Source organism: Streptomyces sp. NPDC002577 (assembly GCF_053594815.1).
Genome location: NZ_JBSFWK010000006.1, coordinates 100,990 through 127,579 on the forward strand (window position 1 = coordinate 100,990; position 26,590 = coordinate 127,579).

The following is a 26,590-nucleotide window of genomic DNA, read 5'->3' on the forward strand; positions in this document are numbered from 1 at the left end:
TGTTCAATTCCTGGACACCCGGAGGGGCGGCCGCTCCTGAAGCAGATTGAATCCGAGGGCCGCCGCCGAGTCTCTTCGCTCGTCGTTCGTGCACGAAAAGTTCGTGTGCGGTGATATCTCTGGCAGAATCGGGCCACACCCCGCTCATCTCAGGGAGTCAGCCATCACCGAGCAGGACCCATCGCAATCGTTGCTGGAGTCGCCGCTCCACCTGCTCCGGCGTGCGCTGCAGAGCTACGCCGCACAGTGGAACAGTGTCGTGGGCGATGTCACGCCGCCGCAGTACGCGGTGCTGCTCACCATCCACGAGCGGCCCGGCATCGACCAGTCCCGGCTCGGTGAGATCACCGGAATCGACTTCGCGACGCTGGCCCCCCTGGTGCACCGGCTGGAGCAGCGCGGAGTGCTGGCTCGCCGGGTCGATCCCGCCAACCGTCGTCGCAAGCTGCTCACCCTCACCGACGAGGGCGTGCGGTCCGTGGAACGGATCCGGCCGCTGAGTGAATCCGTCGACGAGCACGTCCTCGGCGGGATTCCGGCCGACATGCGCGCCGCGTTCATCGAGGCCCTGCAGAGGATCGGCGCCAAGGAGCGGCCCGGCTCGTGAGGGGCCGACAGCCCCTGCCTCAACAGCCTCTGTGATCGTTACGGCAACGGCCACACGCGAAGGACACTCCATGAGCACCACCAGCACCGGCATCCGGGCCGCCCCTTCGGCGACATCGAGGACCGTGAGGTACTGCAGGTGCCCGCCGAGACCGAGCATCGTGATGACCCTGTCCAACGCGTCCTTCCCGGCGACCCGGCCGGGCGGACCATGACCGCCCGGCCGCTTCGCGTGCTCGTCCCGGCACTCTTCGCTGCCGATCCGCACTGCCGCCGTCTCGTCGCGGCCCCGGACGAGGACGACATGGTCACGCAGACGGTCCTTGAGGCGGGAGGCTTCCTGCAGGTCGCCGAAGTGGATCTGCCCGACGGCAGCGTGATGCTGTTCGCGGTGAAGCGACCCGAGGTCGCCTGTCTCTCCACCGCTCTGGACGACATGCCCCACTGACGTGGCCGTGGCGACATCGGCAAGGGGTGCCCCGGGCCGCGTCACACGGTGATCCGAAGTACACGTATACGGCTGTACAGCGTCGTCCGGCTGATGCCCAGCCGCTTGGCGGCGTGCACCTTGTTGCCGTGGCACTCGCGCAGAGCGGCGACGATCGCGTCGTGCTCCGCCCGCTCCAGCGGTGTCATGACGCGCAGGCGGGGACTGGTCCGGTAGTCCGCGGGCAGGTCGTGGGGCGTGACATCGCCGGCCGACCGGCTGTCGACGACCGCTCGTACGACCGTGTGCAGCTCTCGCAGGTTGCCGGGCCACGGGTGGCCGGCCAGCACGCCCAGCGCGGCGGACGTGAAGCGCAACCGATTGTCGGCGCCCAGGTCGCGGAGCATCGCCCGTACCAGCTCAGGCAGCTCCGCGGAGCGGTCCCGCAGCCGAGGCAGGTCGATCCGGGTAGGGCAGCCCGAGGCCAGCACGGCATGGTGTCCGGTGAGTTCGGTGGCCGGGGCACCGGTCAGGACGATCCACGGATCGCACCGGTCCATGAGCCGCCGCAGGCGAACGCAGCAGGCCTCGGGCAACAGGTGGACGTCCTCGACCACCAGCACCCTCGCCCCGCCGTCCGCGGCTTTCTCCAGGGCGGACAGCCACGTTTCTTCCCCTCGGGCGGCCACGTCCGACGCGTCGAGGGTCACGACGCCGGCCGGGTCACCACCGGTGAGCGACCGCGCTGTCGTCGAGCGCCCGGTGCCGGGCGGCCCGCCCACATACGTCGGCTTCCCCGGCACGGCATCCCAGAGGGTGCGGACGGCCCGGAGACCCGCCGAGGCACGGCGGCCCGTTCCTCCTGATCCGGGAACTCGAACAGCACACCGTCCGCGCCGGGGCTGACGACCCGGATCCGGACGGACACGACTTGCCCCGACGACAGCTCCACCGAGCGGACAGGACAGGGCTCACCGGGTCCGCCGGCGCGGCGTTCGAAACCGCTCGCCAGCTCCCGCAGCCGCCGGTGGTCGGTCGGGTCGAGCAGTTCGGTGGCCGCGGGGTTCGCCAGCACCACGCCTTCGCCGATCACCAGCACCGGCCGGCTCCGACGAGCCGCCGCCTGGAACGCGGACAGCATCCGCTGCTCCGTGCGGCGAGCCGTACGCAGCAGATTCTCCTCGATGTCCCGTGCCGCCCGGGCGATGAAGGGACCGAGCAGGGGAGAGTCGTCGCGGGCCAGACACGTGATGTCGAGGACGCCTTCGAGCCGGTGGGTCACCGGGTGGATGACGGGTTGCCCGTAGCAGCTCAACTGCTTGAACGGCTCCAATAGTGCTCCTCGCCGTGTACGGCGAAGCCCTGCCGCAGTTCGTGTGCCGTGGCGATCGCGTTCGTTCCCGTCGTCTCCTCCAGGAACACCCCGCCCGGCACCCCGCCCAGCCCTTCGAGCCGCTTGCGCAGGGTCCCGGCTCCGACGGGGACGTTCACGATCCGCGCGTCCCGGTCGGCGAGCAGGACGCAGAAGCCCATGTCACCGAGTTGCTCGGCGACCTCGGCGAGCACGGGTTCGGCATCCACCACAAGACGGCTGCGCCGATCGGCCGCTTCCGGGTGCACGGGGATGTCCGACGCCGAAGTGGTGAGCCCGCTCATCGCGGAGCGCCGCCAGGACAGTGCGATCTCCGGCCGCATACCCGTGTCAGCCGGGTCCACGGCAACGTCGTCCGACGCACCTACCGCACTTTCTGCACCCGAGCGGCTCGGTCCGGATGCGGGCAGGACAGAGAGCCGACTGGCACTCGGGGATCGGGGCTCGGCATCCGCCGCGGGCCATGCGGAAAGGGAGTTCGTGGCCGCTGTCGGCTGCAACATCGACTGCCCTCACTCTCTTGCCGGCCGTTCCCGGGCGGGATCCCCGGTCACGCCACGGGCAGCATGGTCCTCCGCCGGTACCCGGCCCACCAGGCATGTGTGCTGCACCGTGGCACGCGGGCTGGGGCGCGATACCGCTGCCAGGAGGTGGTGGTGCGCACCCTGGAAGAGGTTCCCGACGGGGCGACGCACTGGTCGAAGCGGGAGCTGGCGAAGCGGGTGGGGATCTCGCCTACGAGCGTGCTGCGGATCTGGCGGGCGTTCGGGCTGCAGCCGTGGCGGACCGAGGACTTCAAGAAGCCGCAGATCCAGGCACTGGAGCGGACCGCGCCGGTACTGCCCATGATCCCGGGCACCCCCGAGCGGCGCAGCTTCGACTACCTCCGGTACGGCACCGTCGATCTGTTCGCCGCGCTGAACACCGCGACCGGCAAGGTGATCGGGAAGCTGTCCGCGCAGCACCGGGCGGTCGACTTCCGGGACTTCCTCGACGAGATCGACCGCCAGACCGAGCCCGGCCTGGCGGTCCCCGTGATGTGCTCCCTCAACGAGCTGAAGACCGCCCTTGAGGACTGGATCAAGCCCTGGAACAACCATGCCCGGCCGTTCAAGTGGACCATGACCGCCGACCAGATCATCGATCGCATCTGCCGCTACTGCGACAGGGTCTCCGGACCGGGACGCTAGGCCGCCCGGAGCCGCTCTGCCGCAGGGTTGAGTGGTTGTTCGGCCCAGATGGTTTTGCCGTTTTGGCCGTAGCGGCTGCCCCAGCGGGTGGTGAGCTGGGCGACCAGGAACAGTCCGCGACCTCCTTCGTCGGTGGTTTGGGCCCGGCGTAGGCGGGGCTGGGTGTTGCTGGGGTCGGTGACCTCGCAGACCAGCACGTTCTCGCGGATGAGCCGGAGGCCGATCGGGCCGCCGGCGTAGCGGATGGCGTTGGTGACCAGCTCGCTGACGACCAGTTCGGTGGTGAAGGCGAGGTCGTCGAGTTCCCAGGCGGTCAGTTGGCGGGTGGTGGCCTCGCGTGCTTCGGCCACGACGGCCGGGTCCGCGGCGTACTCCCAGCTGGCGGTGGACTCCGCCGGGACGGCCCTGGTGCGGGCGAGCAGCAGGGCGATGTCGTCGCGGGGCGGGTGGTCGCCGAGCCCGGCGAGAAGCGCGCGCCCGATGTCATCCACGGCGCGGTCGCGGCCGGACAGTGCCGCGAGGTTCTCCGTCAGCCGTCGCGTGCCGGCGTCGAGGTCGTGGTCGTCGCCTTCGACGAGCCCGTCGGTGTACAGGGCGAGGACGCTCCCGGGCTCCAGGTCGATGGTGGTGGTCTCGAACGGCATGCCGCCGACGCCGAGGGGCGGTCCGGGGGAGATCTCGAGGAGCCGGGTGGTGCCGTCGGGCCGGACCAGCACGGGCGGTGGGTTGCCGGCGCTGGCCAGGGTGCAGCGGCGGGTGATGGGGTCATATACGGCGTACAGGCAGGTGGCGCCGACGGCGTCCTGGTGGCCGCGGGGCGCCTCAGCCGCGAGGCGCTGCACGAGGTCGTCGAGGTGGGTGAGGAGTTCGGTGGGGTCGAGCTCCAGATCGGCGAGGGTCTGGACGGCGGTGCGCAGCCGGCCCATGGTGGCGGTGGCGTGCAGGCCGTGGCCGACGACGTCCCCGACGACCAGCGCCGTGCGCAGCGAGGGCAGGGCGATCACGTCGAACCAGTCGCCGCTGATCTCGGCTCCGCCGCCGGCAGGAAGGTAGAAGCCCGCTGTCCCGACTGTCGGGGTCTCGGTCAGGGCCGGCGGGAGGAGGCGCTGCTGCAGGGCGACGGCCGCTCGATGCTCGCGGGTGTAGCGGCGGGCGTTGTCCACGCTCAGCGCGGCCCTGGAAGCGATCTCGGTCAGCAGTTCCGCGTCGCCCTCGTCGAAGGGCTCTTGCTGCTCGGTGCGCCAGACCGTGACGACGCCGAGCACCAGACCGCGCGCGAACAACGGTGCCGCCATCCCTGAACGCCCGCCCTCAGGAACCAGCAGCTTGACCAGTTGCGGGTCGCCGAACACGGCGATCGCCTCACGGTCGATCACCTTGGCCTTGCCGTGCTGAAGGCCGCGGAGGTGGGGGATGTCCGGTAGCAGGGGAACCGTCGCGCCGCGCTCAAGGAGACCGGAGGGCCATGCACCGGTGGCCGAGGACACGGCGGCCCGGCGCCAGTGCTGTCTTCCGCCGCCGAGTACCTTCGGGGGTTCGTCACCGTCGAACACCGCTTCGGCGAGCTCGACCCATGCCAGGTCCCCGAGAGCGGGCACGAGAACGTCCGCCAGGTCCTGCGCAGTGGTCACCGCGTCCAGTGTGGTGCCGATACGCGTACCGGCCTCGGTCAGCAGCGCCAGTCGCTGTTGGGCCCTATAGCCGTCGGTGATGTCGACGTACGTCTGGCACATCCCGAGAACCCGGTCGTGGGGGTCGGTCAGCCGGAAGGAGGCCCCCGACCAGGCGCGCTCACGCTCGGGATCCGATGGAATACGGCCGCGCATGTGGAAGTCCACCACCGGCTCGCCGGTGTCCCGCACATGGCGCAGGACCTGTTCGATCGTCCGGAAGTCGACCTCTGGTGTGTCATCGACGATGCGCCTGCCGATGAGCCGCTCGGCGGGAACGCCGACCGCGCGCTCGGTCGCGGCGTTCACCCATCGGTACCGCAGCTCGGTGTCCATGACGGTGATGGCCATCGGGGACTGGCTGAACAGCGCCTCCAGGATCGCGTGATCGATCTCCTCCCGCTCCACCTGGCGGGCGTCGGCGGCTGTGACTGACCAGCCGGCCAGGTCCTCCCTGCCGAGCACCGGGCGGATGCGCAGCGCGACCCGCAGCTCATGCCCGTCGCGGTGTCTCAAGGTCAGTACGCCGTCCCAGCCCTGCCCGCCTGTCCGCCCCTCGCCGGCGGCGAGCGCCGCTTCCTGGTACTCCCGGGTGGTCAGCAGATTGACTGCGGGCGTTCCACAGACCACCTCCGCCGTATATCCGAGAAGCGCTTCTGCCTGCGGGCTCCACAGGGCGATCCTGCCTGTGCCTTCCACGAAGGCGGTGGCCGTTTCCGATCCTCGCAGCGGGTCTCGTGATCCTGCGCTGCGGCGCCCGGAAGTCTTAGGCACGCTCATCGGCCCCAGCCCATCGCCGGCCTCTGCCCTGTCTCCATGACCGGGCCTTTGCCCTGTCCCCATGATAAAGACGCGGGGCGGCGCCGTACCTCGGAGCGCCTGCTACCCGCACTCCTGGCCGACCTCATGCGCACCTGAAGCGGTGGCCCCTCCCGCGGTGGAACCTTCCCCGCAGGCGACAGCGCGGCCGGTAGCGGAAGCCGGTCGCGCCCCCGGCCCCGATGATGAGCCCGAGCAGCGGCGGGGCGAGCATCGAGCCGAGGCGGCCGAAGCCCGGCGTCCAGCCCATCGCCGTGGCGCGGTCGTCGAGTGCCCGGTCGTGTTCGAGGAACGTCACCTCGATGCCGGGGGCGAAGTCGATCAGGCCCGAGCCATCTTCGCCACGGCCGCCCCCGCCCGGAGAGCGGCAACGGGATCAGCCGCCTCGTCCAGCTCGATGAGTACGATGCCGGCGCCGGGAGTGAGGGACATCGCGTCGGCCCATCCTCGCCAGTCCACGATGCCCGTGCCCAGTTCGGTCATGTAGGGCTGCTGCTGAGCGAAGACCGTTTCGTCGATGGTGAGTTCGACGTCGATGGGTTTGATCGCGTCCTTCCAGTGCGCGAGTGCGATGCGCTGGGAGTGGCGACGCGCGACGGCGACGGGGTCACCTCCCCCGAGTGCGATGTGGCACGAGTCGGGACACAGCCACACGTAGCGCGGATCGGTCAGAGCCATGAACAGGTCGATGTCCCTCTCGTACCAGAGCGTGCTGTTGGACTCCGTGTGGAAGGCGAGCTTCACACCGTGCTGTGCGACGGCCTCCCCGACCACGTGGGCGATCTCAGCCATCCGGGTCATGTACGCGGCGTCGACGAAGAAGGGCGGGCGCGTCCCGAACGTCGTACGCATGGGCAGTCCGGCGACGAGGAGTTCCGCTCCCACGTCGGCGAGGAAGGCTGCGCGTCGCTCGGCGTCGGCGACGATCTCGGGCAGGTTCTCGCTGTCCCGCCAGTCGGGGCATTCGCTGGCTGCGATGAAGGCGCTCACGACGGACAGGCCTCGGGCCTCCAGTTCGCGGCGGAACGACGGTACGTTGCCGAAGGCTCGCAGGACCGAGTCGATGTCGCCCGGCGGGAAGGTCAGCTCGATGCCGGTGACACCGGCCTCGGCCAGCGCGTCCATCACCCGCTCCCAGAAACTCCCAGGGTTCCTGACGGCCCAGGTGCGAAAGGCGTCGGCGGACTCGAGTCCCCAGAAATCCGGGTGGTAGAAGGTCACGATGTCGGTTGCGAAACGTGGTGCCACGAGGTCTGTCTCCGGGCGGATCCGTGGTGTCATTCGGCACCTCCGCGGGCGTTGTAGACGACGACGCCGTCGGCGTCGACGGCGTCTCGGTAGCTGCGGAACACGGCGAGCGCCTCGTCTCGGAGCACGTCCCGCGTGACCTTGATGCCGCGTGCTTCGAACTGCTCGGCCCAGTCCGTGCCGAGCGGGCCCTCGTCGAACGTGGTGATCTCCTCGAGTTCCGGGCCTTCGCCGGCGACCACGAGGCCGCGCACCCCGGACCACATCGCCGCGCCGTAGCACTGGATGCACGGACGCCAGTTCACGACCAGCTCGTGCGCCGGCATCCCGTCGCCGCCGAGGTCCCAACCGCCGGTCGCCGTCTGCGCCAGTCCGAGCGCGACGACCTCGGCATGCGCGCTCGAGACACCAGAGCCGAGCACGACGTTCACGCCGACCGAGACGATCCGGCCGGTGTCCTGCTCGGCGACGAGTGCCGCGAACGGGCCGCCGTTGCCCTCGCGCCAGTTGCGGTCGGCGAGGTGGTGCACGAGGCGCATCCGGTCGTCGCGGTCGGGGATGACGGCGGGCACGGCGGCCAGTTCGTCGTCGATCCACGCCGGCAGCGCCACGCGGTATTCCTTCGCGATGTCGATCATTATCGGGCTTCCTCTCACTGTGCGGTGAGCACGGCGCTTCGTTCGGCGACGGCGCGGGCGGTCCGTACGGCGGTCACCGCGCCGGTCAGGGTGACGTTGGCGGCCATTGCGGTGGGGATCACGCCGTTGCCGGCGACGTACAGGTTGTCGAAGCCCCACACCCGACCGTCCGGGTCGCACACGCTGGTGCCGTCGTCGGCGACGCCGGCCCGGACGGTGCCGGTCTGGTGCAGCGACGAGCCGGGCGGGAGCAGCGCACGTTCGGTCGCGGGATCGAACGAGCCGAATTCCTCGGCGATCGACCGGACCTCGTCGAGTGCCCGGCGGATCAGCGCGCGGTCGGCGTCGGAGTAGCCGAACTCGACGCTGATCCGCGGCATTCCGGCGAGGTCGGTCTCGGTCTCCGAGAACACGAGCCGGTTCTCGGGGCGTGACTCGACGGGGGCGTACAGCGAGAGGCCCACGGAGTGCGCCAGGGGGCGGCCGTCTTCGTCCACGTACGTTCGGTTCATGATCTGACCGTGGAACGGCTGTGCCGCTCCGTTCTGGGGCAGCCAGAGCGAATCCGTGCTGAACTCGCCGGCGTGCGGCAGGGGCAGGGCGTCGAGGTCGATGCCGAACCGGTCGAGGTCGAGCAGCACCCGGGCGGTGATGAACGCGTGCTCGTTGAGGTAGCGGCCCAGCGCCTTCGGCCGGATGCCCGAGGCGAAGAGCAGTTGCGGGGTGCGCAGCGCATCGGCGCACACCACCACGGCGTCCGCGAGGAGTTCCGACTCGGCGCCGTCGGCGATGCGACGCAGCCGGGCGCCGGCGACTTGGCCGCCCGAGACGATGAGCGACGTCGCGAGCGTACCGGTCACCAGGGTGAAGGCCGGGTCCCCGCCCGTCGCGATCGCAGGGAAGATCGTCCCCGGAGCCGTGCGCGGCATGGGACCCGATGCCATCGCAGTGACGGCCATAGGCATCGGCTGCGGTCGCCGATCGTCCGGTCCGATGCCGTCGAAGCGTCGGCGCAGTACATCGAGCACCATCCGGCCGGCCTCGGTCGGACCGATCGCGGAGGGCGTGACCGCGAGCACCCGGCACGCGGTGTCCAGGTCCTCCGCCCAGCGGGCCGGGTCGCCGAAGTCGAACACCTCGTGTCCGGCGGGCCAGGGCGTCGCGGCGGTCCAGTGCACGCCCATGCCACCCGCGTTCCACGCGAGCGCTGTCGCGGGCATCGCCTCGGCGTCCTCGTCGAAGGCGAGTGCGTGGTACATGCCGGGCGGGAGATCGGTGAGGCGGTCCGCTACCTCGCGCACCACCTCGGCGCCCGTGTACATGCCCTGGACGCCGGTGACGACCTGTTCGTTGTAGCGCGACCAGAGGACCGGGTCGTCGACGTCGTGCAGGTGCAGGCCGGGGGCCTCGCCGATCGCGTTGCCGCCGTCGACCATGGTGATGCGCAGTGCCGGATCGGTGTCTCGCAGCAGTCGGGCCACGACGGATCCCATGATGCCGCTGCCGACGATGAGGACGTCGGTGCGGGTGGTGTCGGTCACAGTGAGACTCCAGTCTGTGCCACGGGTGCTGAGGGGGAGGCGTGAGTGCCCGTGGGAGGTCACGCGCTCGGGACGAGTGGGCCGAACAACTCGGTGTCCATGCGGTCGAGTGCCAACTTGACGGCGCCGATGAGCGCGGCGTCTCGGCCCAGGCCGGTGGCGCGCAGCTCGATCGCAGGTGTGCGCGCGTCGCGCATCGCCTCACGCACCCGGGGCAGCAGCACATCGGCCGCGTCCTCCAGACCGCCGCCAAGCACGATGAGCGACGGTGCGACCGTCCACGACAAGGTCGTCAGGATCGACGCGATGTTCTCCACGAATTCGTCGACCTCGGCGAGCGCGGTCGCATCGCCGGCCCGGGCCACGTCGAAGCGGTCGCGCGCAATCCTGCGTTGGGCCGGTTCCGGTGAGGTGAGCCACGCCACTGGGCGGTCCTCGACCGAGCCGGTCGGTATCGACACCGCCTCGACGATCTCACCCGCGGCGCCGTCGAGACCGCGGTGCACGGCCCCGCGTATGAGGATGCCGAGACCGGTCCGGTTCCCTAGCACCGCCCATACGACGTTGTCGTGGTCACCGGCCATCCCTCGCCAACGCTCCGCGAGCGCACCGAGGTTGGTGTCGTTGTCCGCGAACCAGGGCACCCGGATGCGTCGCGTGAGTTCTTCGGGCAGGTTCACACCTTCCCACCGCGTCGTGTGCACCAGGCGCCGCACGACTCCGTCGTCGTCGATCGCACCACCGCCTGCGACCGCGCCGGCGCGAAGACGGTCTGCCGACCCGCCCGCGTCGTGGAGCGCCTCCAGCACCAGCGCCGCCACGTCGTCGAGCGTGACCTGCGGATCCTGGTAGGCGCGCAGCGGCCGGTGAGCCCGGCCGAGAATGCGGCCGCGTACATCGGCGACGACCGCGGAGACGTCCGAGGTGGTGATGTGCGCGGCGGCCAGCAGCGCGTGTTCGGCGCGCAGTTCGTAGCGGCGGGCCGGGCGCCCGGCACAGCCGCTCGTCGGCACGCGGTCCAGCTCGGTCACCCAGCCCGCCTCGACGAGCGAGTCCAGGATGAGTTCGATGGTGCGGCGGGAAAGGCCGGTCTGCTCGGCGAGGGTGGTCAGCTTCATCGGCCCGGCCGACACCGCCAACGCGCGAAGGATGACCGAGGTGTTGACTCGTCGGACGGCGCTCTGGTTCATCCCGGACATCAGCACGCCTCCGCCACCTCGGACACCGCCCGTACCACGGGATCGAACACGCCCGTGGTGTCAGCCACGAGCGCTGATCCGGGCCGACCGTATTCGCGAGCCGGATCGCCGAGCGTCCCGGTCGCCCTCGCCCAGGCCGGCTCCTGGCCATGGACGAAGCCGACCAGATCGGCGTGCATCAACGTGGCCAGTTCCGCGGGCGGGTTCGGTCCGAGCGCCTCGGTGACGCCCGGTGCGTCGAGTACGTCGAAGAAGAACGGGACGTCGATGCAGTGCGTGGCGCCGCCGAGCACGGGCGATGCCCATTCGAAGGAATACAGCCAGGTGCCGGCGATGGCGTCGCGACGGGAGTGCGCCGCGCGCGGGCAGGCGGCGCGGAACAGGGTGTCTGTCACACGGGTACCTGCCGCGCGGGCGGCGGCGAGTTCGGCGGTGCTGAAGGGGCTCGGGTGAGGGTGCCCGGGCATGGCATCGCCGTCGAACTCGTCGCCCGTCGCGCCGAGCAGCACGGGCACGCCGTGCCCATGCACGCTGAGTCCGTCGGCGATGGGCACCGGCAGTATGTCGTCGCCGACGAACGGGCCGAGCACGAGCGTGTCGTCGCCCCGCTCGCTCCGCAGATCGAGGACACCCTGCTGGATGTGCTCCACGGTGCAACTGCCGAATCCGGCGCGCGTCGGCGGCACGCCGAGCCTGTCCCCGAGCCGTCCCAGGAAGTGGCGTGCCGCGTCTCCGCCTACTGCGAACGTGCCACCGGACAGGCTGACCGCGCGGTGGAAGCGGCCGCTGCCGGCGGGCGACGAGAGCAGCGCGAGCACCGCTGCGCCCCCGGCCGACTGGCCGGCGACGGTGACCCGGTCCGGATCACCGCCGAAAGCGGCGATGTTCTCCTGTACCCAGTCGAGGGCGAGCAGCAGGTCACGCAACCCGAGGTTCGCGGGGACGTCGTCCAGTACGGCGAATCCGTCGACGCCCAGTCGGTAGCCGACGGTGACGCAGACGACGCCGTCGCGGGCGAAGGCGCGGCCGTCGTACCACGGACTGGCCGGGCTCCCCGCGAGGAAGGCGCCGCCGTGGATCCACACCATGACCGGGAAGGGCCCGCGGTCGTCGTCCGCTGCCGGAGCGACGATGCCGAGGTTCAGCACGTCGTCGCCCGGCACCGACGGCTCCGGCACGGTGGTCGTGGCGAACAGCGGCACGGCTTGCGGGGTGGCACCGTGGCGTGACGCGTCGAACGGCTCCGTGAGCCGGCCACGGGGGACCGGTGCGGCGAACCGCCGTGCACCGGTGGGCGCTTCGGCGAACGGGATGCCGAGGAAGCGCCGTACCCGGCCGGTGCGACGGCCGATGATCGTGCCCGCGGGAGCGTGCACGGTGACGGGCTCGCTGGGAGCGTCGAGTGAGTCCATCCGGTACGTCATCGGGGTCACCGCATTCCCGTTCCGGCGATTCCCTGCACGAAGTAGCGCTGCAGGCACAGGAAGAGGACCAGCACCGGCAGCATCACGACGATCGCACCGGCGAGCATCAGGCCGTAGTCGGTGACGTGCGCCGCCGCCTGGCTGGTGGCGGCGAGGCCCACCGGCAGCGTGTAACTGGACATGCTCTGCGCGACGATGAGCGGCCAGATGAAGTTGTTCCACGAGGTGAGGAACGACATGATCGTGATCGTCGCGACCGCGGGGCCGGCCAGCGGGAGGAAGATCCGGAAGAAGATCCGGAACTCGCTCGCGCCGTCGATCCGGGCCGCCTCGAGCAGTTCGTCGGGGATCGACAATGCGTACTGCCGCATGATGAAGACCGACATCGGCATCGCCAGGCCGGGCAGTGCGATACCGGCGAGGGTGTCCGCCAGACCCATGTCGACAGTGATCACGAACTGCGTGACGAACACCGTGGTGAACGGCACCATCATCGCCGCCATGACCGCGCCGAACGCGATCCGCTTGCCAGCGAAGTCGAACTTCGCGAGCGCGTAGCCGGCGGCCGATGCCGCCACGATGTTGCCGACGACCACGATGGCCGCGACCACGATGCTGTTGACCATGAACTGGCCGAAACCTTCGGTTCTGAACAACCGCACGAAGTTGTCGAAGGTGACGTCATGCGGGAGCCAGGCACCGGGGTCGGAGCGGATCTCGGCGAGACTGCGCAGCGAGCCGCTGATCACCCAGAGGAACGGAAGCGTCGTGAGCAGCGCGCACAGAACCAGCGCGCCGTACAACAGGGGCCGGGCGACGGACCGGTGGTGCACAGCGATCCGGTCGGTAGTCATGTCAGCGTTCTCCAACGCGGCGACGGCGGTCATGCGCGGGGCCTGAGCAGTCGGAACTGGACGAGACTCACCAGGGCGACGAGCACGAGCATCACGAAGGACGCGGCCGAGGACACCCCGAACTCGCCGGACCCGAACTGGTGATACGTGTACAGCGCCACCGATTCGGTGGAGCCCAGCGGGCCGCCGTTCGTGAGCAGGTACGGCTCGTCGAACACCTGGAGGTAGAAGACGGTCAGCAGTACCGACACCATGAGGGTGGTGGGCAGCAGCAGCGGCAGGGTGATGTGCCTCAGCTGCCGCCACCGGCCGGCGCCGTCGAGGGCCGCGGCCTCGTACACGTCCTCCGGAATCGCCTGCAGACCCGCGAGGAACAGCACCATCGCGGTGCCGAAGTTGCGCCAGACGCCGAGCAGGATGACCACGGGCATGGCCAGGTTCGGGTCGTCCAGCCAGTTCGGCCCGGCGAAGCCGACGGCGCCGAGCACCTTGTTGACGGTGCCGTTCTCGTTGAAGGCGTACTGCCAGATCAGTGCGACCGCCACGATGTTCGTGACGACCGGTGCGAAGAAGACGGTGCGGAACACGCCGCGCAGGTGCCGGATGCCGGAGTTCAGCGCGACGGCCAGCGCGAAGCCGATCCCCATGGTCAGCGGCACACCGACGGCCACGAAGAGGCCGGTGTTCAGGATGTCCCGCAGGAAGCTCTCGTCCTGGAACAGACGGAGATAGTTCTCGAGCCCGGTGAAGTCGACCGCGAGCGGATGACGCAGATCCGCGCCCCGCAGGTCGGTGAGGCTGAACCCGAGCGCGGCGACAGTGGGGATCGCCGTGTAGAGCAGGAACACGAGGGTGAACGGCGCGAGGAACAGCCAGGCGACCGCCGTTCGACGGGAGCCCCGGGAGCGACGCGGGCGGGCCGCCCCCGGCCCCCCCGGACGACCCTTGCGCGGCGTCACCGGGATGAGGGTGGTGGTCATCCGCGGATCACTTCGCGCCCGTGCCGAGGCTCTCGGCGTACGACTGGACGTTCGAGGCGGCCTTTGCGGCGGTCTCCGTGCCCTTGGCCACGGCCTCCATCTCCTTGCCCAGCCGGGTCGCGACCTGCTGCCAGGTGCTCACCTGAGGGAACGCCCGGGTGTTCTTCAGCTGCGTCAAGAAGGCATCCAGCAGCGGCTGGTCCGCGATGGCGGGGTCGTCCCAGGCGGAGATGACCGCCGGCAGCGAGCTGTACGCCTTGTACTGCGAGACCTGGGTGCTCGGCTTCGAGATGTACCGGACGAGCTTCCACGACGCGTCCGCGTTGCCGCTGCCGGCGAGCACACCCCAGCTGCCTCCAGCGGAGAAGGAGACGCTGCCCGAGGCCCCGGCCGGCAGCGGTGCGGTGGCGACGTGGGACGCCGTCCAGCCCTCCTTCTTCGCAGCAGCGTCGAGCTGACCGACGACCCACGGGCCCGTGATCATCGTGGCGGTCTTGCCGGCGACGAAGTATGGCTGCGCGTCGAGGAACGTGGGCGTGCTGGTGTCGGCGGTGCCCGAGGTGAAGAACGACGCGTTGTACTTGATCGCGTCGACCATCGCCGGCGTGTCGAGTGTCCATGTGCCGCCGGAGGAGAGCAGCGAGCCGCCGGCCTGCCAGGCGTACATCGCGACGTCCTGGCCGTTGAAGATGTCCCAGCCGTTGTCAGCCCCGAGGCCGTGCCTGGCTCCGGCGCCCTGGAGCGCTTTGAAGAACGGCACCATCTCGTCCCACGTGGTCGGCGCTTTGACGCCCGCCTTCTTGGCGAGGTCGGAGCGGTAGACGAGCGCGTAGGTGTAGGCGTACCAGGGCACCGTGTAGGCGACGTCCTTGACCACACCGGCGTCCCAGAGACTCTTGAAGAAGCTGTTCTGGTCAACGAGGCCGTCCGGGACGGGCTGAAGGATCGACGAGTCGAGGAACTGCGCCTGCGACTCGGGGAAGAACTGGGCGACATCAGGCCCCTTGCCCGCCGCGATCGCCGACTGGAGCTTGGTGTAGTACTCGGCGTTCGGGATCAGCGTGAACTTCACGTGGACGTCGGGGTTCGCCGCCTTGAAGGGCTTGATGACCTTGTCGAGCACGTCGGCGTCGCCCTGGGCGGCCCAGACGTTGACGGTGCCGGTGGCCGGGGAGTCGTCGATGGGCTTGGCGATGCCTGTCGCGGCGGTGTCACCACTGCGCCCACAGCCCGCCAGGGCAAAGGTGCCGATGAGAGCTATGCCGCCGGTCAGCCGTAGGGCACCGCGTCGGGAGAGGTTGGACACTCGGGGCTCCTGTCTCATGAAGGCACTGAGGACAGTGATGTGATTTCCGGAGAAAGCAGCGTTTTTGGTCTGATGGACCTGATGGCTGCGATGGGGCCTATGCGGCTGACAGTGAAGCTACGAATGATGTGTTGCGGCGGCGTGGCGGACCCATCACGAATAATTTCGGAACTTGTAGCGAAATCGGCATGTCACGTTCTGTCACGATCGTCGCCTGCTCGCCTGGCCGGTTGTGGGAGGTCGTGCCCGACTGGCGCGGCTGGTGACGAACGCTGTAATCACGCTGAGTCGCGGTCGCTGGCGCTCCCTGGAGCGCGAACCCGGCTGGAACGCGAACCCGGCTGGACCGGCCGGCGCGAGCGGAACGCGTTGGCTCGAGCCTCGACGGTGGTGTCCCGCTGCGTGGTGTCCGCGATCAGTCGGTGGCTGGTGTGGTCCAGGGGCGGGTGTGGAAGGCCGCGAGCATGAGGAACTGGAGCAACTCGGCAAAGACATCGCGAAGTTGGAGTGGGCGAGCGGGATCCTCAAAGCGGTCGGCGTTGGCGACCCAGAGCTGGTCCGGGCGACTCGCGGTGAAGTTCTGGTCGACCAGGTCCGGCTGCCTCGGCGCCGACGGCTCGGGCACCGTGGTGCGGCGCCGCTGCCCACGGATGAAGCCGTCCAGGCCCAGTTCGCGCGTCAGCCGGACGACGGTGCGGCGGGCCGCGTCGACGGCGGCGAGCTCTGCACCCGGCGCCGTCGAACAGCGCGGGGAACTTCCCGTCCCGATCCCTGATCATGTAACGCGCCCGGCAGCTGGCGTCTTCGAGGTCCATGACCAAGTTCTTTGCGGTCTGCACAACCCTGCTCTTGCCGAATACCTCGTCCATGCTGGTCAGGCCGCATGCGCGTACTCGTGCAGGGTGCCGCCGAGCATCGCGCGTCGTCGTATGTCGAGGCGAGCGATCCGCTCTGGATCGTCGATTGGTTCGAGCAACGGACGCAGAGGGCGCGGGCGTTCGCGAGGCCCTGGTGCGGCCTGTGCCCGGGATATGTCAGGGGCGGGGGACTTGCCTGAAGTCGGCGAGCGCGCGTCCCATTCTGGCTACTGCCTGATGCAGGATGGCGGGTGAGGTGGCGAAGTTGAGGCGTACGCATCCGGCGCCGCCGGTGCCGAAGACGTGTCCAGAGCTGAGGGCGACGCGGGCGTGGTCGAGGAACATCTGTGCCGGTCCTGCGAGGTCGCTGACGATGCCGGGGCCGTCGGAGGGGCTGTCGTCGTGCAGCCCTAGCCGGGTGCAGTCCAGCCAGGCGAGGTAGGTGCCCTGGGGCGGGATGTACCCCACGCCCGGGAGGTGTTCCTCGATCAGTTTGCCCAGCAGGCTGCGGTTGGCGTCGAGTCCGATGAGGAGTTCGTCGAGCCAGTCGGTGGCGTCACGGAACGCCGCTGTGTGGGCGAGGATGCCGAGGTGGCTGGGGCCGTGGCTGACTTCTTCGGGCATCCGTCGAAGGTCGTCCGCGGCGTCGGTGCCGGCGATGGCCATGGCGGCCTTGAGGCCGGCCAGGTTCCATGCCTTGGACGCGGAGGTGAGGGCGAAGCCGTTCTCGGAGCCGGGAACGCTGAGGAAGGGGGTGAAGTGGGCTCCGGGCAGTACCAGCGGGGCGTGGATTTCGTCGGAGACCACCCGGACGCAGTGGCTGCGGGCGAGGGCGGCGATCGCTTCGAGTTCGGCGCGGGTGTGGACGACGCCGGTCGGATTGTGAGGGTTGCTCATCAGGAATGCAGCGCGGCGGCCGTGGCGTCGGGCGCGGATGAAGGCGTCTTCGAGTGCGCCGAGGTCGACCCGCAGGTCGGGGCCGAGGCCGGCCTCGATGACGTCCCGGCCGTCGTGGGAGACGAACGCGTAGAACGGGGGGTAGACGGGTGAGCAGACGACGACCGCGTCGCCGGGGTTGGTGATGAGGCGGAGGATTTCGACGATGCCCATCATGACGTCGGGGACGATCGCGGTGTTCTCGACCTGCAGGCCGTCCCACTGCCATCGCTTGGCGGCGAATGCGGCAAGGGATTCGGCGTAGGCGGTGCCGAAGGGGTATCCGGTGTCTCCGAGGTTGACGGCCCGGTGCAGGGTGTCGGCGATGGCGGGTGCGAGGGGGACGTCCATCTCCGCCACCCAGAGGGGGAGGACGTCTGCGGGGTGTGCGCGCCACTTCATGCTGGTGCGCTGCCGCAGCTGCTGCAGGGACAGCTGGACGAGAGGATCAGTCCGGCCGCTGTCGGCGAGCTCAGCGGGTGCCTGGTTCTTGGCTTCGCTCACGTGGTGCTCCCAGTCCGAGAGGTCTCTGCCCTGTGCGTGGTCTTGCTGAACGGCGCTCCGGTCCAGAGTGTGCCGGAGCGGGTGTGGTGCGCGCTCGGGTTGCCCCTCCCCGTGCACGGCCCGAAGAGACGATGTTGTACGGAAGGGCCGCCATCGCCGGCGGTCGGGCAAGGTGGCGGTCAACCCCGCTGCCCTGGCAGGCTGGCGGAGTGCCGACCTTCGACTGTGTGGCGCCCGGGCCGGGCGGGGGGCCGAGGTAGTCGGCCTACTTGGACTTCGCTCAGCTCCGTGTCGGCAACAAAGCAGGGCCGCTTGGCCGCCGTGCCCGGCGTGGTGCCGGCTCTGCAGCAGAGCGTCCTCCACTACGTCCTGGCTGGGGCCGCTGGTACTCCGGCGGATCGTCAGCTCGGCGATGCGCCCGGCGCAATCGGCTGACGCATATTCGGTCGGCACGGCCTCTGGGGTGAGGGCGGCGGCCCCTCGAAGGGCGCGGCGAGGTGTCGGCCCGCCCGGCAAGCACGAGTAGTTCGATGTCCTTTGCCGGGCTGCTCAGCAGGCGCAGGCCCGCGAGTTCCAACGAGCTCCGCGTCAGGAGATAGATCCACGACCACCGCATGGACTCCGATCATCCTCGTGCCGACCCCGCCCCCGCAGGGAAACGGCGCAGGCCAGCCCGCTGAACCGGAGTTTTCGCGCGGTACAGGCGAGTTGGCGGCGTAGGATCGCGACCTCGTGTCGCAAGATCAATATCTCGGTGTCCTTGGAGGCGGAGGATCGGGACAGCAGGACCAGCCACGCGAAGATCCGCGAGGTGATCAGGTAGAGCATTCGTACGAGCACGAGGATCGATGGTGCCCTACTGGCGCCGACGAGCGTCGTCGCAGGTCACGGGCCGTGCAGCCATTTTGAAGCAGTACGGGGTGCCGCGAAGTCCTGACCACCGTCCGGCTCCGACAGGCTTCGCCCCCTCATCGCGAGGGGGCGAAGGCCTTCTCCGCCTCACATGAACTGGTGCTTGAGGTACTCCGCCGACCAGGCCATCAGGTCGGAGGGCACGTAGTAGCCCGACTCGTCGTTGATCTGCTCCCAGTTCGCAGCGACGTCCTCCACGGTCGGTGTGTCCTGGCTCGGCGGATGCGCGTATCCCTGGGTCGAGGCGAGGAAGACCCGAGTGAAGCGGCCGCCACCGGCTGCGTAGATCTCCCCGTTGACGGGACAGCTCTCGTGGGCGAGATAGGCGACCATGGGGGCCACCGCCGCCGGGGGCAGGAAGGCCTGTCCGGGGACGGGTTCGGCGTCGTCGCCGATCTCCCCGCCGCCCATCCGGGTCTGGGCCATCGGGGCGATCAGGTTGACCTTGATCCCGTGCGGCTCGCCGGCGAGGGCCGTGCTGCGGGCCAGGCCGATGGCACCGCCTTTGGCGGCCGCGTGCGACAGGTTGTTGTCGAGCCCGAACACTCCGCTCGACGTCGTCAGGACAATCCGCCCGTACCCCTGCTCGACGAAGTGCGGCCAGGCCGCCTGAAGTGTGGTGAAGGAGCCGACGAGGTCGACGTCGAGGTGGTGCTCCAGATTGTTCAGGGTGACGTCCTGCAGGCCGCCCCACCGTACGATGCCCGCGTTGTTGATGAGGATGTCCACACGGCCGAAGTGGTCGAGGGCGGTGTCGATGATCGCCTGGCCGCCCTCCGGCGTGGATACGTCGTGGGTGTCCGCCGCGGCAGTGCCGCCGTCCGCCGTGATCTCCTTGGCCACCGCCTGGGCCGGTCCGGCGTCGGCACCCTCGCCGTCCATCGCCCCGCCGAGGTCGTTGACAACGACCTTCGCCCCACGCTGTGCAAGCAGGCGGGCGTGGGCCCGGCCGATCCCGCGGCCCGCGCCGGTGACAACGGCGACCCGCCCTTCGAAGCTGAACTCGCTCATGTCTGACTCCTGTTCGTACGGGGGTGGCGCCGAGCGCTACCAGGTCACCGGCAACTCGTGGATGCCGTAGGCGAGCGAGTCGCCCTCGAACTCGAGTTCGGCGGGGGCGACCGCCAGCCGCAGGGAGGGGATGTGCCGCCCGCCCAGGTGCGGGATGGGTCGACCACCTCCTGGCGGCGATCCCCGCACCGAGCACTCCTTCGCCCACGACCGTCAGGCGCGCACCGGCCAGCAGGGCCTTGCACAGGGCGAGAGCGTTGTCGAGGGTGCGCGGCGCGCGCACAGGCTGGATCCCGCTGACCGGCGAGCGTCCGTAGCCGCAGCCCTGTGGCGATCACGATCGCGTGGGCGGCGATGCCCCGGGTCACCAAGGAAGGGCCCCGTCAGATCCACCCGCATCATGCGGTCCCAGGACACTTCGGTGATGTCCGTGCAGGGCTCGTACGGGGTGATCCCCGCGTTGTTGACGAGGACCGTGACGGGTCCGAGGTCCTCAGCTCGTGAACCCGGCCGGGTGCTGGAAGCTCCAGGAACTGATCGGCGGGTCACCGCGGACGCTTCGTTCGGCTTCGCGCCGCGCGACTGAGCGGGGTGTCCGGGGTGGCCGGATGCGCGCCACCCCGGAGCGGATCAGGGCAGGAACGTCGTGATCCGGCGCTGGAAGCGCCAACTGCCCTTGTAGAGACGGAGAATGTCCTCGTAGCGGCCGACGAGCTGCACCGCCCAGCCCGACTCGCCGCGCTGAAAGAAGGCCAGATCGCTGACGGCTGTCGCCTCGTCGGCAGTCCACGAAGTGATGACCGTGTTGCCGGCCAGGTGCAGCTGGGGCTGTTGCGGGACGAAGCCGGTGTATCCCGCGCGGAGCGCGTCGTGGCCCTCGAAGGTGGCCATACCGGCTATCTCCGAGACGCCGTCGGGGGTGAACAGTTCGACGAGATCGTCCACGCGGCCGGTGTCCAGCGCCTGCGCGTAGGCGGCGATGGCGGCATGGACGCCGGCCGAGACCGAAGGCTCGAGGTCGGGGGGAGTGGTCATGTGGGTTTCTCCAGGATGAGGGAGGCGGCAGGGGTGGGGCGTCAGGCCTGGAACGTCGTGACCCGGCGCTGGAAGCGCCAGGATCCGTCGATGCGGCGGAACGTGTCGTCGTAGTGGCCGACGACCTGCACCGTCCAACCCGACTCGCCGCGCTGTAGGAACACCACGTCGCTGACCGCCCTCGCCTCTTCCGGTGTGCGGGCGGTGACGACGGTGTTGGTCAGGAGGTGGAGCTGGGGCTGCGTCGGCGTCCATCCCTTGAAGGTCTCGCGCAGCGCGGAGTGCCCCTGGACGGGCTCGGCGCCGGGCAGCTCCAGCACACCGTCCGGTGCGTACAGGGCGGCGACGTCATCGGCGCGGCCCGCGTCCTGGGCCTGCGTGTGCGCGCCGAGTAGAGCCCGTACACCGGCCGCGACCGACGCGGCAAAGGATTCGGTCATCGTCTCTCCAATGCGCATGGGGACGTGCCTCTCCGAGCTTCGGGTGCGGCACTTCTTCATATTTCGACCAACCGGTCTATTGCTGTACGACAGAGAAAGAGGGCTGTCGTCCACCGGCGCAGAGCCCACGATGGCGTGTCCTGCCCGGAGCTGCGTGCGGACGGGGCAGCCGCCGGTACTCGTCCGAACACCAGGGCTGTCGCCTGATCGCCCAGCTCGACGAGTTGGCAGTGGACGTCACCATCCGACTCTCCGAACCCTGAACGCCACCCCCGCCCCCAGGACCTTCGCTGATGACGGGCGATGACGAAGACGAGATGCCCAGCATGTACGAAGGAAGAGAGCTCTCATCGATCGCACCCGGATGGTTGACCCGGCTCGCGGCGTCCGCGGACCGGGATTCAGCCCCGGAGCGAGAGGGTTCGTCCGGGACAGACATTCACCGCTTCCTTGGCTCGGGCGATCTCCAAGGTGCTCTGAGGATGCGGCCGCAGCACGATGACAGTCCCGTCCTGGTCGTTCTGATCGAACGCCTCGGGGTCGACCAGGACGCACTGCCCGGCCCCGACGCATCGGCCGAGGTCCGCGAAAATCTCCATCCTCACCACGCAACCTTCAGTTCGTAGACACCGTAGTTGGGACCCTTCACCTTGAAGGGGATCTTCTCGAAGGGCACAGCCAGGCGAAGCGTCGGAATGCGGCGCAGCAGGGTGGCCAAGACGATCTCGAGTTCGAGACGGGCGAGGTTCTGCCCCAGGCACTGATGCGGCCCGAACCCGAAGGCGAGGTGATTGCGCGCCATGCGCGTGAAGTCGAGCTCGTCCGGGTCATCAAACACCGAGGGGTCCCGGTTGGCCGTGTTCGTCAGGCCGAGCACGCCCTCGCCGGCGCGGATCAGCACCCCGCCGATCTCGATGTCCTCGGTGGCGAGGCGAGCCGCACCGATCTCCGCGATCGTGAAGTACCTCAGCAGCTCCTCGACCGCACCCAGAGTCAGCTTCGGGTCGTCGCGCAGCTCTGACAGGCGCTCCCGCTTGTCGAGCAGGGTGGCTACGCACAGCGAGATCATGTTCGCGGTCGTCTCGTGGCCGGCGACCAGCAGCAGGAAGCCCAGTGCCCCGACCTCCTCCGCGTCGGCGCCGGCGGCGAGCTGACGGCTGAGCAGGTCGTCCCCCGGAGACTTCTCCTTCTCCTGGACGAGGGCGGCGATGTACGACTTGAGGCGGCCCGCTGCCGCCCCCTTCTCTTCCGGAGTGGTGTCGGCACGCACGAAGTCGGCGCTGTTGTCCTGGAAGAAGCCGTGCTCGGAGTACGGCACGCCGAGCAACTCCGATATGACCGTGGACGGAACCGGGAGGGCGAGTGCCTCGACGAGGTCTGCCTCGGGCTGCCCGGTAAGCATCTCATCGATGGCTTTGTCGGTGATCTCCTGGACCCTGGGGCGCAAGGCGGCCAGTCGCCGCACCGTGAATTCGCCGACCACCGAGCGCCGCAGCCGGGTGTGGTCGGGCGGGTCCATCTCGATCAGCTGCGGGCGGTGGTCAGGGCCGATATAAGGCATGTGGCTCGGGTGGCGGGGGTCCCTGCGGTCCGAACTGAACCGTGCGTCCCCGAGCATCGTCCTGACATCTTCGTGCCGCGTCAGGACCCAGAGCCGACGCCCGTCCGTCAGCTCGACCCAGCTGATCGGAGCATCCCCCTGCAGCCGTACGTGTTCCGAGGGAGGGTTGTACGGATCGGTGCGGTCGAGCGAAATCGTAGGCGTTGCCATGTGTACTCCTGCGTAGCGATCGCCGCGAGCGGACGATCGTCCTCCGACTGTTCGGGTGTCGAGCCGGCCCCGCGGCTCCCGTTCACGACGTTGCTCAAGTTGCCGGGTACCGAGGGGTGTTGCTGCTGTGCGGGGGTTGTGCTGCAGGTGGCGGGGAAGGCTGGGAAGCCCCCAGGTGAGACGGAGGCTTCCCGAGATATGACGGAGTCGTTCGGTGTTCCGTTCAGTCGAACGGTCGGTCTGTTCAACGGCTTTTAGTGTTGTGGGCGCCGTACGCGGTGTCAAGCACTCGGAATCCGGTACAGGCGGCTCTCCGGTTGTTGCGGCAGCGGTCAGGGGCGTCTTCCCGGTGACCCTGCCGGCGGTACGTCTCGGCCTCCACCAGGCCCGGGCCGCTCGCCGGGGGTTTCAGCGGGCGGCCCAGCTGATGGTCTGGGTCTGCAGGTACTCGTCGAGCCCGAACTCGCCCCACTCCCGGCCGAGCCCGCTCTGCTTGTACCCGCCGAACGGCGCGCGCGGATTCACCCCGGAACCACCACCGTTGAGGGTGACACCGCCGGTACGGATGCGCGTCGCGATCTCGTAGGCGCCCGCGACGTCACGGCTCCAGACCCCGCCGGACAGTCCGTACGGGCTGTCGTTGGCGATACGGACCGCCTCGTCCTTTGTACGGAACGGGATGACGACGCCGACCGGGCCGAAGAACTCCGTCCGGGCGATGGTCATCGAGCTGTCCACGTCCACGAAGAGCGTCGGCTCGACGAAGTAGCCCCGGTCGAGTCCGGCCGGACGTCCGCCGCCGGTGACGATGCGCGCGCCTTCCTCCGTGCCGGTGCGGATCAGCTTCTCGACCTTGGCACGTTGCGCCTCGCTGATCAGCGGGCCCATGGTGGTGGTCTCGTCACTGGGGTCGCCGACCCGGACGTGGGCGAGACCCGCCAGGATCCGCTCGACCAGCTCGTCGTGCACGGACTCGTGGACGATCGTGCGGGTCAGCAGCGAACAGCCCTGGCCCGCATGGGTGGTCATGCCCGACAGGGCTGCCCGCGCCGCGCCGTCGAGGTCGGCGTCGGCGCAGACGATGCTCGCGGACTTGCCGCCGAGCTCCAGGACGACCTTCTTCAGGGAGCCCGCCGCCTGCGCGTACACCTGTCGCCCGACCGCGTCGGACCCGGTGAAACTGACCAGGTCCACCATGGGGTTGGTGGTCAGCTCATGACCGGCCTCCACATCACCGGTCACGATGTTCAGCACGCCCGGCGGCAGCCCGGCCGCCTCGGCGAAGTCGCTGATCAGCAGGGAGTCCAGCGGGGTGGCGGGGGCGGGCTTGAGGACCACGGTGCAGCCCGCCGCGAGGGCCGGCGCCAGCTTCATCATGCTGAGGAAGAACGGGAAGTTGTACGCCGGGATCAGGGCACAGACCCCGAACGCCTCGCGCCGCAGCAACCCCTGCGCGATGCCCGTGCCGGGCGTGATCGTGGGATCCAGCGCGCGCTCCCACCCGAAGGACGGCATCACCCGCTCGGCCATGTCGCGCAGATGCGCCACCGGGATCCCGGTCTGGATGCTCTCCGCGATCCAGCGCGCCGACCCCGCCTCGGCCATGTTCACCGCGACCAGTTCGGGCAGGCGGCGCTCCATCTCCTCGGCCATGCGCAGCAGCACGGCGGCCCGCTCGGCGGGGCGCATCCGGGGCCACGGTCCCTCGTCGAAGGCGGTACGGGCGGCGGTGATCGCGCGCCGCACGTCGGCGACCGAGGCCAGCGGGACCTGGGCGATCGTCTCCTCGGTGGCCGGATTGCGTACGACGAGCCGCCCGTCCCCGTCACCGTCCGTGTGGTGACCGCCGATGTAGAGCTGGGTGGAGAAGGGGTGGGACGTGCGGGACGGGTGTGTGGGCTCAGGCATCGGAGCGCACCGCCTCGATCAGGGCGAGGCTGGAGAGGGCGTAGCCGGCCCGTCGGCGGCGGCTCACGAGATAGGTGGGTGTCGCGAAGTAACCGACATCCCGGGGGAGTTGACCCTCGCGGCGGGACAGAGCCTCCTTGGCCTCGGCAGTGGTGCCGCAGACCGCGATGGCGGCGACCATGTCATCGGTGACGGCGGCGGCCATGGCGTCGTTGTCACCCGCCTGGAAGGCCGTGCGTACTTTCGCGACGTGGCTCTCCCAGCCGTGGTGCGCGACGAACGGGTCGTACGTCTTCACGGTGAGATAGAAGGCGATCATCCGCCGGGCGTCGGCGATCGCGCGCTCGGGGGCGGCGTCGTCGACCGCGGTGATGATCCAGCCGTGCTCGGTGGGACGTTCGCTGCGGGCGGCTTCCGTCGCGCCCTTCTCGACCGCCGGGCGTACGACGTCGTTCCACCAGTCCCCGGTGAACAGGCCGTGTCCGATGACACCATCGGCGACCCGGCCCGAGACCTTGGCCATCCGCTTGTTGAACGCGGCCAGCAGCACGGGGATGTCGAGACGGCCGAGGACCGGGGCGCGGACATCGGCGTCGATGGTGTGGAACTCGCCGCTGTAGCGAACCTGTTCACCGTTCTCGGCGTGCAGCCACGCGCGGACGGCGTCGACCGTCTCCGCGATCCGATCCACCGGACGGTCCGGGGGAACACCGAGCCAGTCGCGGTTGATACGGTACGCGCCCGCCCCCAGACCGACGAACAGCCTTCCCGGCGCCTTCGCGTGCAACTGGCGCAGCGCGGTCGCGTGGGCGTACGGGGTACGGGAGAACGCGTAGGCGATCGCGGGGCCGACCAGGGCACGCTCGGTACCCGCGACCATCTCCGCGAGCGAGGTGTACGCGTCGTGGTCGGCGAACTCGCCCGTGCAGAACGCCTCGACGCCGGCCGCTTCGGCCTCGCGAGCCACCTCGGCGCCGGGCCAGGGCATACCGAACCGCATGGAGCCTCCCCATTCGTGGAGTGTCACAGCATGGAACAGTCATCGAGCAATCATGGAGCTTCACGCAAAAGCGGATACTCTTTTTGAGTTCTTTCGGGAGCGTACGGGAGGGTCAGCGCAGCGTCCACCGTCGGCGCGGTACCGACGAGCGGTCCACTTCGGCCTTGCCGATCGGGTTGCCGATCTCCGTGTAGGAGAGTCCGGTGCGCAGGGCTTGCGTGCGGGTCGAGTCGAGCGACTCCCAGATCGCGCGGACCGTGCCCTGGATCGCGGCCGGCGGCTTTGCCGCGATGACATGGGCGATGTCGTCGGCACGCCGCCACAGTTCCGTGGCCGGGAGGACCTCGCTGACCAGCCCGATCTGCATCGCCCGCGTCGCGGACAGGCGCTCGTCCAGTCCCAGCAGGGCGATCCGCAGGGTCTCGCCGAGCGGGATGCGGCGGGCCAGCCCGATGGGTTCTAGCGCGGCGGTGAGGCCGTAGCTGACGTGCGGGTCGAAGAAGGTGGCGTCGTCGGAACAGATGACGATGTCGGCCTCGTTGATCCAGTAGAACGCGCCGCCCGCCGCCATCCCCTGCACCGCGCAGACCAGCGGTTTCCACACCTGGTTGAGCTTGGGGGACAGGTACTCGCCCGGGTCGGTGCGGCTCCAGACGTTGGATTCGCGGTCGATGCCCTCCTTGACGTCCATGCCGGTGCAGAAGGCGCGCTCGCCCGCCGCGCGCAGCACGACGACGTGCACGTCGTCGTCGGCCTTGACGGTGCGCCAGATGACCGCGAAGTCCTCCAACATCGCCTGGTTGAAACTGTTCATGGCCTCCGGCCGGTTCAGGGTGATCGTCGCGACGTGGTCGGCCACGTCGTACAGGACGGTTTTCAGATCCATCGAGTCCATCGGGTCCATTCGGCAACTCCTCCTCTTTCGGGCGGCGCCGAAAAAGA

At 69.5% G+C, this 26,590-nt stretch carries 26 protein-coding genes and 1 pseudogene; 3 read left to right on the top strand and 24 right to left on the bottom strand.

The window, feature by feature from the left end; translation table 11 throughout:
- Window positions 1–190 precede the first annotated feature (190 nt).
- Window positions 191–607 (top strand): MarR family winged helix-turn-helix transcriptional regulator, encoded by a 417-nt coding sequence (locus ACWD4J_RS11190; protein WP_451395066.1) that lies wholly within the window; start codon window positions 191–193, stop codon window positions 605–607.
- Window positions 608–745: 138 nt separating this feature from the next.
- Window positions 746–1,054, top strand: coding sequence for a hypothetical protein (locus tag ACWD4J_RS11195; protein WP_451395067.1), 309 nt, complete (start codon window positions 746–748; stop codon window positions 1,052–1,054).
- A gap of 41 nt (window positions 1,055–1,095) precedes the next feature.
- On the opposite strand, the gene ACWD4J_RS11200 is transcribed toward ACWD4J_RS11195, so the two are convergent.
- From ACWD4J_RS11200 to ACWD4J_RS11210, 3 genes are read right to left on the bottom strand one after another with little or no spacing between them, the layout of a single operon-like run.
- Window positions 1,096–1,743 (bottom strand): helix-turn-helix domain-containing protein, encoded by a 648-nt coding sequence (locus ACWD4J_RS11200; RefSeq protein WP_451395068.1) that lies wholly within the window; start codon window positions 1,741–1,743, stop codon window positions 1,096–1,098.
- Window positions 1,740–2,366: a hypothetical protein gene (locus tag ACWD4J_RS11205; protein ID WP_451395069.1), complete on the bottom strand. Its 627-nt coding sequence runs from the start codon at window positions 2,364–2,366 to the stop codon at window positions 1,740–1,742. Before ACWD4J_RS11205 ends, ACWD4J_RS11200 begins: the two co-directional genes overlap by 4 nt.
- The gene (locus ACWD4J_RS11210; RefSeq protein WP_451395070.1) at window positions 2,345–2,749 is read right to left on the bottom strand and encodes a hypothetical protein; all 405 of its coding nucleotides are present in this window, start codon (window positions 2,747–2,749) and stop codon (window positions 2,345–2,347) included. Before ACWD4J_RS11210 ends, ACWD4J_RS11205 begins: the two co-directional genes overlap by 22 nt.
- A gap of 456 nt (window positions 2,750–3,205) precedes the next feature.
- Between ACWD4J_RS11210 and ACWD4J_RS11215 the strand changes: the two are divergent.
- Window positions 3,206–3,385 (top strand): annotated as a pseudogene (locus tag ACWD4J_RS11215) (IS630 family transposase); the annotation flags it as partial.
- Between the two features lie 206 nt (window positions 3,386–3,591).
- On the opposite strand, the gene ACWD4J_RS11220 reads toward ACWD4J_RS11215, so the two are convergent.
- The 21 genes from ACWD4J_RS11220 to ACWD4J_RS11320 all read right to left on the bottom strand — a co-directional run bounded on the left by ACWD4J_RS11220 (window position 3,592) and on the right by ACWD4J_RS11320 (window position 26,552).
- Complete coding sequence (locus tag ACWD4J_RS11220) at window positions 3,592–5,994, bottom strand: SpoIIE family protein phosphatase (protein WP_451395259.1); 2,403 nt, start codon at window positions 5,992–5,994, stop codon at window positions 3,592–3,594.
- 175 nt (window positions 5,995–6,169) lie between these two features.
- Window positions 6,170–6,382, bottom strand: coding sequence for a hypothetical protein (locus tag ACWD4J_RS11225; protein ID WP_451395071.1), 213 nt, complete (start codon window positions 6,380–6,382; stop codon window positions 6,170–6,172).
- 23 nt (window positions 6,383–6,405) lie between these two features.
- A complete protein-coding gene (locus ACWD4J_RS11230; protein WP_451395072.1) occupies window positions 6,406–7,332 on the bottom strand; it encodes a sugar phosphate isomerase/epimerase family protein in 927 nt (308 codons plus the stop codon).
- Between the two features lie 29 nt (window positions 7,333–7,361).
- Window positions 7,362–7,970 (bottom strand): nucleoside deaminase, encoded by a 609-nt coding sequence (locus ACWD4J_RS11235; RefSeq protein ID WP_451395073.1) that lies wholly within the window; start codon window positions 7,968–7,970, stop codon window positions 7,362–7,364.
- A gap of 14 nt (window positions 7,971–7,984) precedes the next feature.
- Window positions 7,985–9,511: a GMC oxidoreductase gene (locus ACWD4J_RS11240; RefSeq protein WP_451395074.1), complete on the bottom strand. Its 1,527-nt coding sequence runs from the start codon at window positions 9,509–9,511 to the stop codon at window positions 7,985–7,987.
- A gap of 59 nt (window positions 9,512–9,570) precedes the next feature.
- A complete protein-coding gene (locus ACWD4J_RS11245; RefSeq protein ID WP_451395260.1) occupies window positions 9,571–10,701 on the bottom strand; it encodes an ROK family transcriptional regulator in 1,131 nt (376 codons plus the stop codon).
- 8 nt (window positions 10,702–10,709) lie between these two features.
- Window positions 10,710–12,134, bottom strand: a complete 1,425-nt coding sequence (locus ACWD4J_RS11250; protein WP_451395075.1) for a carboxylesterase family protein — start codon at window positions 12,132–12,134, stop codon at window positions 10,710–10,712.
- Between the two features lie 5 nt (window positions 12,135–12,139).
- Window positions 12,140–12,988, bottom strand: a complete 849-nt coding sequence (locus ACWD4J_RS11255) for a carbohydrate ABC transporter permease (protein WP_451395076.1) — start codon at window positions 12,986–12,988, stop codon at window positions 12,140–12,142.
- Window positions 12,989–13,017: 29 nt separating this feature from the next.
- Entirely contained in the window at window positions 13,018–13,968 is a 951-nt protein-coding gene (locus ACWD4J_RS11260; RefSeq protein WP_451395077.1) for a carbohydrate ABC transporter permease, read from the bottom strand.
- 7 nt (window positions 13,969–13,975) lie between these two features.
- Window positions 13,976–15,274 (bottom strand): extracellular solute-binding protein, encoded by a 1,299-nt coding sequence (locus ACWD4J_RS11265; protein ID WP_451395078.1) that lies wholly within the window; start codon window positions 15,272–15,274, stop codon window positions 13,976–13,978.
- Between the two features lie 1,034 nt (window positions 15,275–16,308).
- Entirely contained in the window at window positions 16,309–17,571 is a 1,263-nt protein-coding gene (locus ACWD4J_RS11270; RefSeq protein ID WP_451395079.1) for a MalY/PatB family protein, read from the bottom strand.
- A 999-nt stretch (window positions 17,572–18,570) separates the two neighbouring features.
- A complete protein-coding gene (locus tag ACWD4J_RS11275) occupies window positions 18,571–19,494 on the bottom strand; it encodes an SDR family NAD(P)-dependent oxidoreductase (protein WP_451395080.1) in 924 nt (307 codons plus the stop codon).
- A gap of 36 nt (window positions 19,495–19,530) precedes the next feature.
- Window positions 19,531–19,683, bottom strand: a complete 153-nt coding sequence (locus ACWD4J_RS11280; RefSeq protein WP_451395081.1) for a hypothetical protein — start codon at window positions 19,681–19,683, stop codon at window positions 19,531–19,533.
- A gap of 24 nt (window positions 19,684–19,707) precedes the next feature.
- Window positions 19,708–20,043, bottom strand: a complete 336-nt coding sequence (locus tag ACWD4J_RS11285; protein ID WP_451395082.1) for an SDR family NAD(P)-dependent oxidoreductase — start codon at window positions 20,041–20,043, stop codon at window positions 19,708–19,710.
- Window positions 20,044–20,124: 81 nt separating this feature from the next.
- The gene (locus ACWD4J_RS11290; RefSeq protein ID WP_451395083.1) at window positions 20,125–20,529 is read right to left on the bottom strand and encodes a nuclear transport factor 2 family protein; all 405 of its coding nucleotides are present in this window, start codon (window positions 20,527–20,529) and stop codon (window positions 20,125–20,127) included.
- Between the two features lie 41 nt (window positions 20,530–20,570).
- Window positions 20,571–20,969 carry a nuclear transport factor 2 family protein gene (locus tag ACWD4J_RS11295; protein ID WP_451395084.1) on the bottom strand — a complete coding sequence of 133 codons (399 nt, stop codon included), beginning with the start codon at window positions 20,967–20,969 and terminating at the stop codon, window positions 20,571–20,573.
- Between the two features lie 401 nt (window positions 20,970–21,370).
- Window positions 21,371–21,568 (bottom strand): ferredoxin, encoded by a 198-nt coding sequence (locus ACWD4J_RS11300; RefSeq protein WP_451395261.1) that lies wholly within the window; start codon window positions 21,566–21,568, stop codon window positions 21,371–21,373.
- A 2-nt stretch (window positions 21,569–21,570) separates the two neighbouring features.
- The gene (locus ACWD4J_RS11305; RefSeq protein WP_451395085.1) at window positions 21,571–22,740 is read right to left on the bottom strand and encodes a cytochrome P450; all 1,170 of its coding nucleotides are present in this window, start codon (window positions 22,738–22,740) and stop codon (window positions 21,571–21,573) included.
- Window positions 22,741–23,148: 408 nt separating this feature from the next.
- Window positions 23,149–24,648, bottom strand: coding sequence for an aldehyde dehydrogenase family protein (locus tag ACWD4J_RS11310; protein ID WP_451395086.1), 1,500 nt, complete (start codon window positions 24,646–24,648; stop codon window positions 23,149–23,151).
- Window positions 24,641–25,648 carry an LLM class flavin-dependent oxidoreductase gene (locus ACWD4J_RS11315; protein WP_451395087.1) on the bottom strand — a complete coding sequence of 336 codons (1,008 nt, stop codon included), beginning with the start codon at window positions 25,646–25,648 and terminating at the stop codon, window positions 24,641–24,643. Before ACWD4J_RS11315 ends, ACWD4J_RS11310 begins: the two co-directional genes overlap by 8 nt.
- Before the next feature lie 112 nt (window positions 25,649–25,760).
- Window positions 25,761–26,552, bottom strand: a complete 792-nt coding sequence (locus ACWD4J_RS11320; protein WP_451395088.1) for an enoyl-CoA hydratase/isomerase family protein — start codon at window positions 26,550–26,552, stop codon at window positions 25,761–25,763.
- Between the last annotated feature and the right edge of the window lie 38 nt (window positions 26,553–26,590).

Coding starts and splice junctions, on each gene's coding strand:
- ACWD4J_RS11320 (WP_451395088.1), bottom strand. CDS start 26,552: ATGGACCCGATGGACTCGATGGATCTGAAAACCGTCCTGTACGACGTG.
- ACWD4J_RS11310 (WP_451395086.1), bottom strand. CDS start 24,648: ATGCCTGAGCCCACACACCCGTCCCGCACGTCCCACCCCTTCTCCACC.
- ACWD4J_RS11315 (WP_451395087.1), bottom strand. CDS start 25,648: ATGCGGTTCGGTATGCCCTGGCCCGGCGCCGAGGTGGCTCGCGAGGCC.
- ACWD4J_RS11260 (WP_451395077.1), bottom strand. CDS start 13,968: ATGACCACCACCCTCATCCCGGTGACGCCGCGCAAGGGTCGTCCGGGG.
- ACWD4J_RS11290 (WP_451395083.1), bottom strand. CDS start 20,529: ATGACCACTCCCCCCGACCTCGAGCCTTCGGTCTCGGCCGGCGTCCAT.
- ACWD4J_RS11235 (WP_451395073.1), bottom strand. CDS start 7,970: ATGATCGACATCGCGAAGGAATACCGCGTGGCGCTGCCGGCGTGGATC.
- ACWD4J_RS11255 (WP_451395076.1), bottom strand. CDS start 12,988: ATGACTACCGACCGGATCGCTGTGCACCACCGGTCCGTCGCCCGGCCC.
- ACWD4J_RS11275 (WP_451395080.1), bottom strand. CDS start 19,494: ATGAGCGAGTTCAGCTTCGAAGGGCGGGTCGCCGTTGTCACCGGCGCG.
- ACWD4J_RS11295 (WP_451395084.1), bottom strand. CDS start 20,969: ATGACCGAATCCTTTGCCGCGTCGGTCGCGGCCGGTGTACGGGCTCTA.
- ACWD4J_RS11250 (WP_451395075.1), bottom strand. CDS start 12,134: ATGACGTACCGGATGGACTCACTCGACGCTCCCAGCGAGCCCGTCACC.
- ACWD4J_RS11305 (WP_451395085.1), bottom strand. CDS start 22,740: ATGGCAACGCCTACGATTTCGCTCGACCGCACCGATCCGTACAACCCT.
- ACWD4J_RS11245 (WP_451395260.1), bottom strand. CDS start 10,701: ATGAACCAGAGCGCCGTCCGACGAGTCAACACCTCGGTCATCCTTCGC.
- ACWD4J_RS11300 (WP_451395261.1), bottom strand. CDS start 21,568: ATGGAGATTTTCGCGGACCTCGGCCGATGCGTCGGGGCCGGGCAGTGC.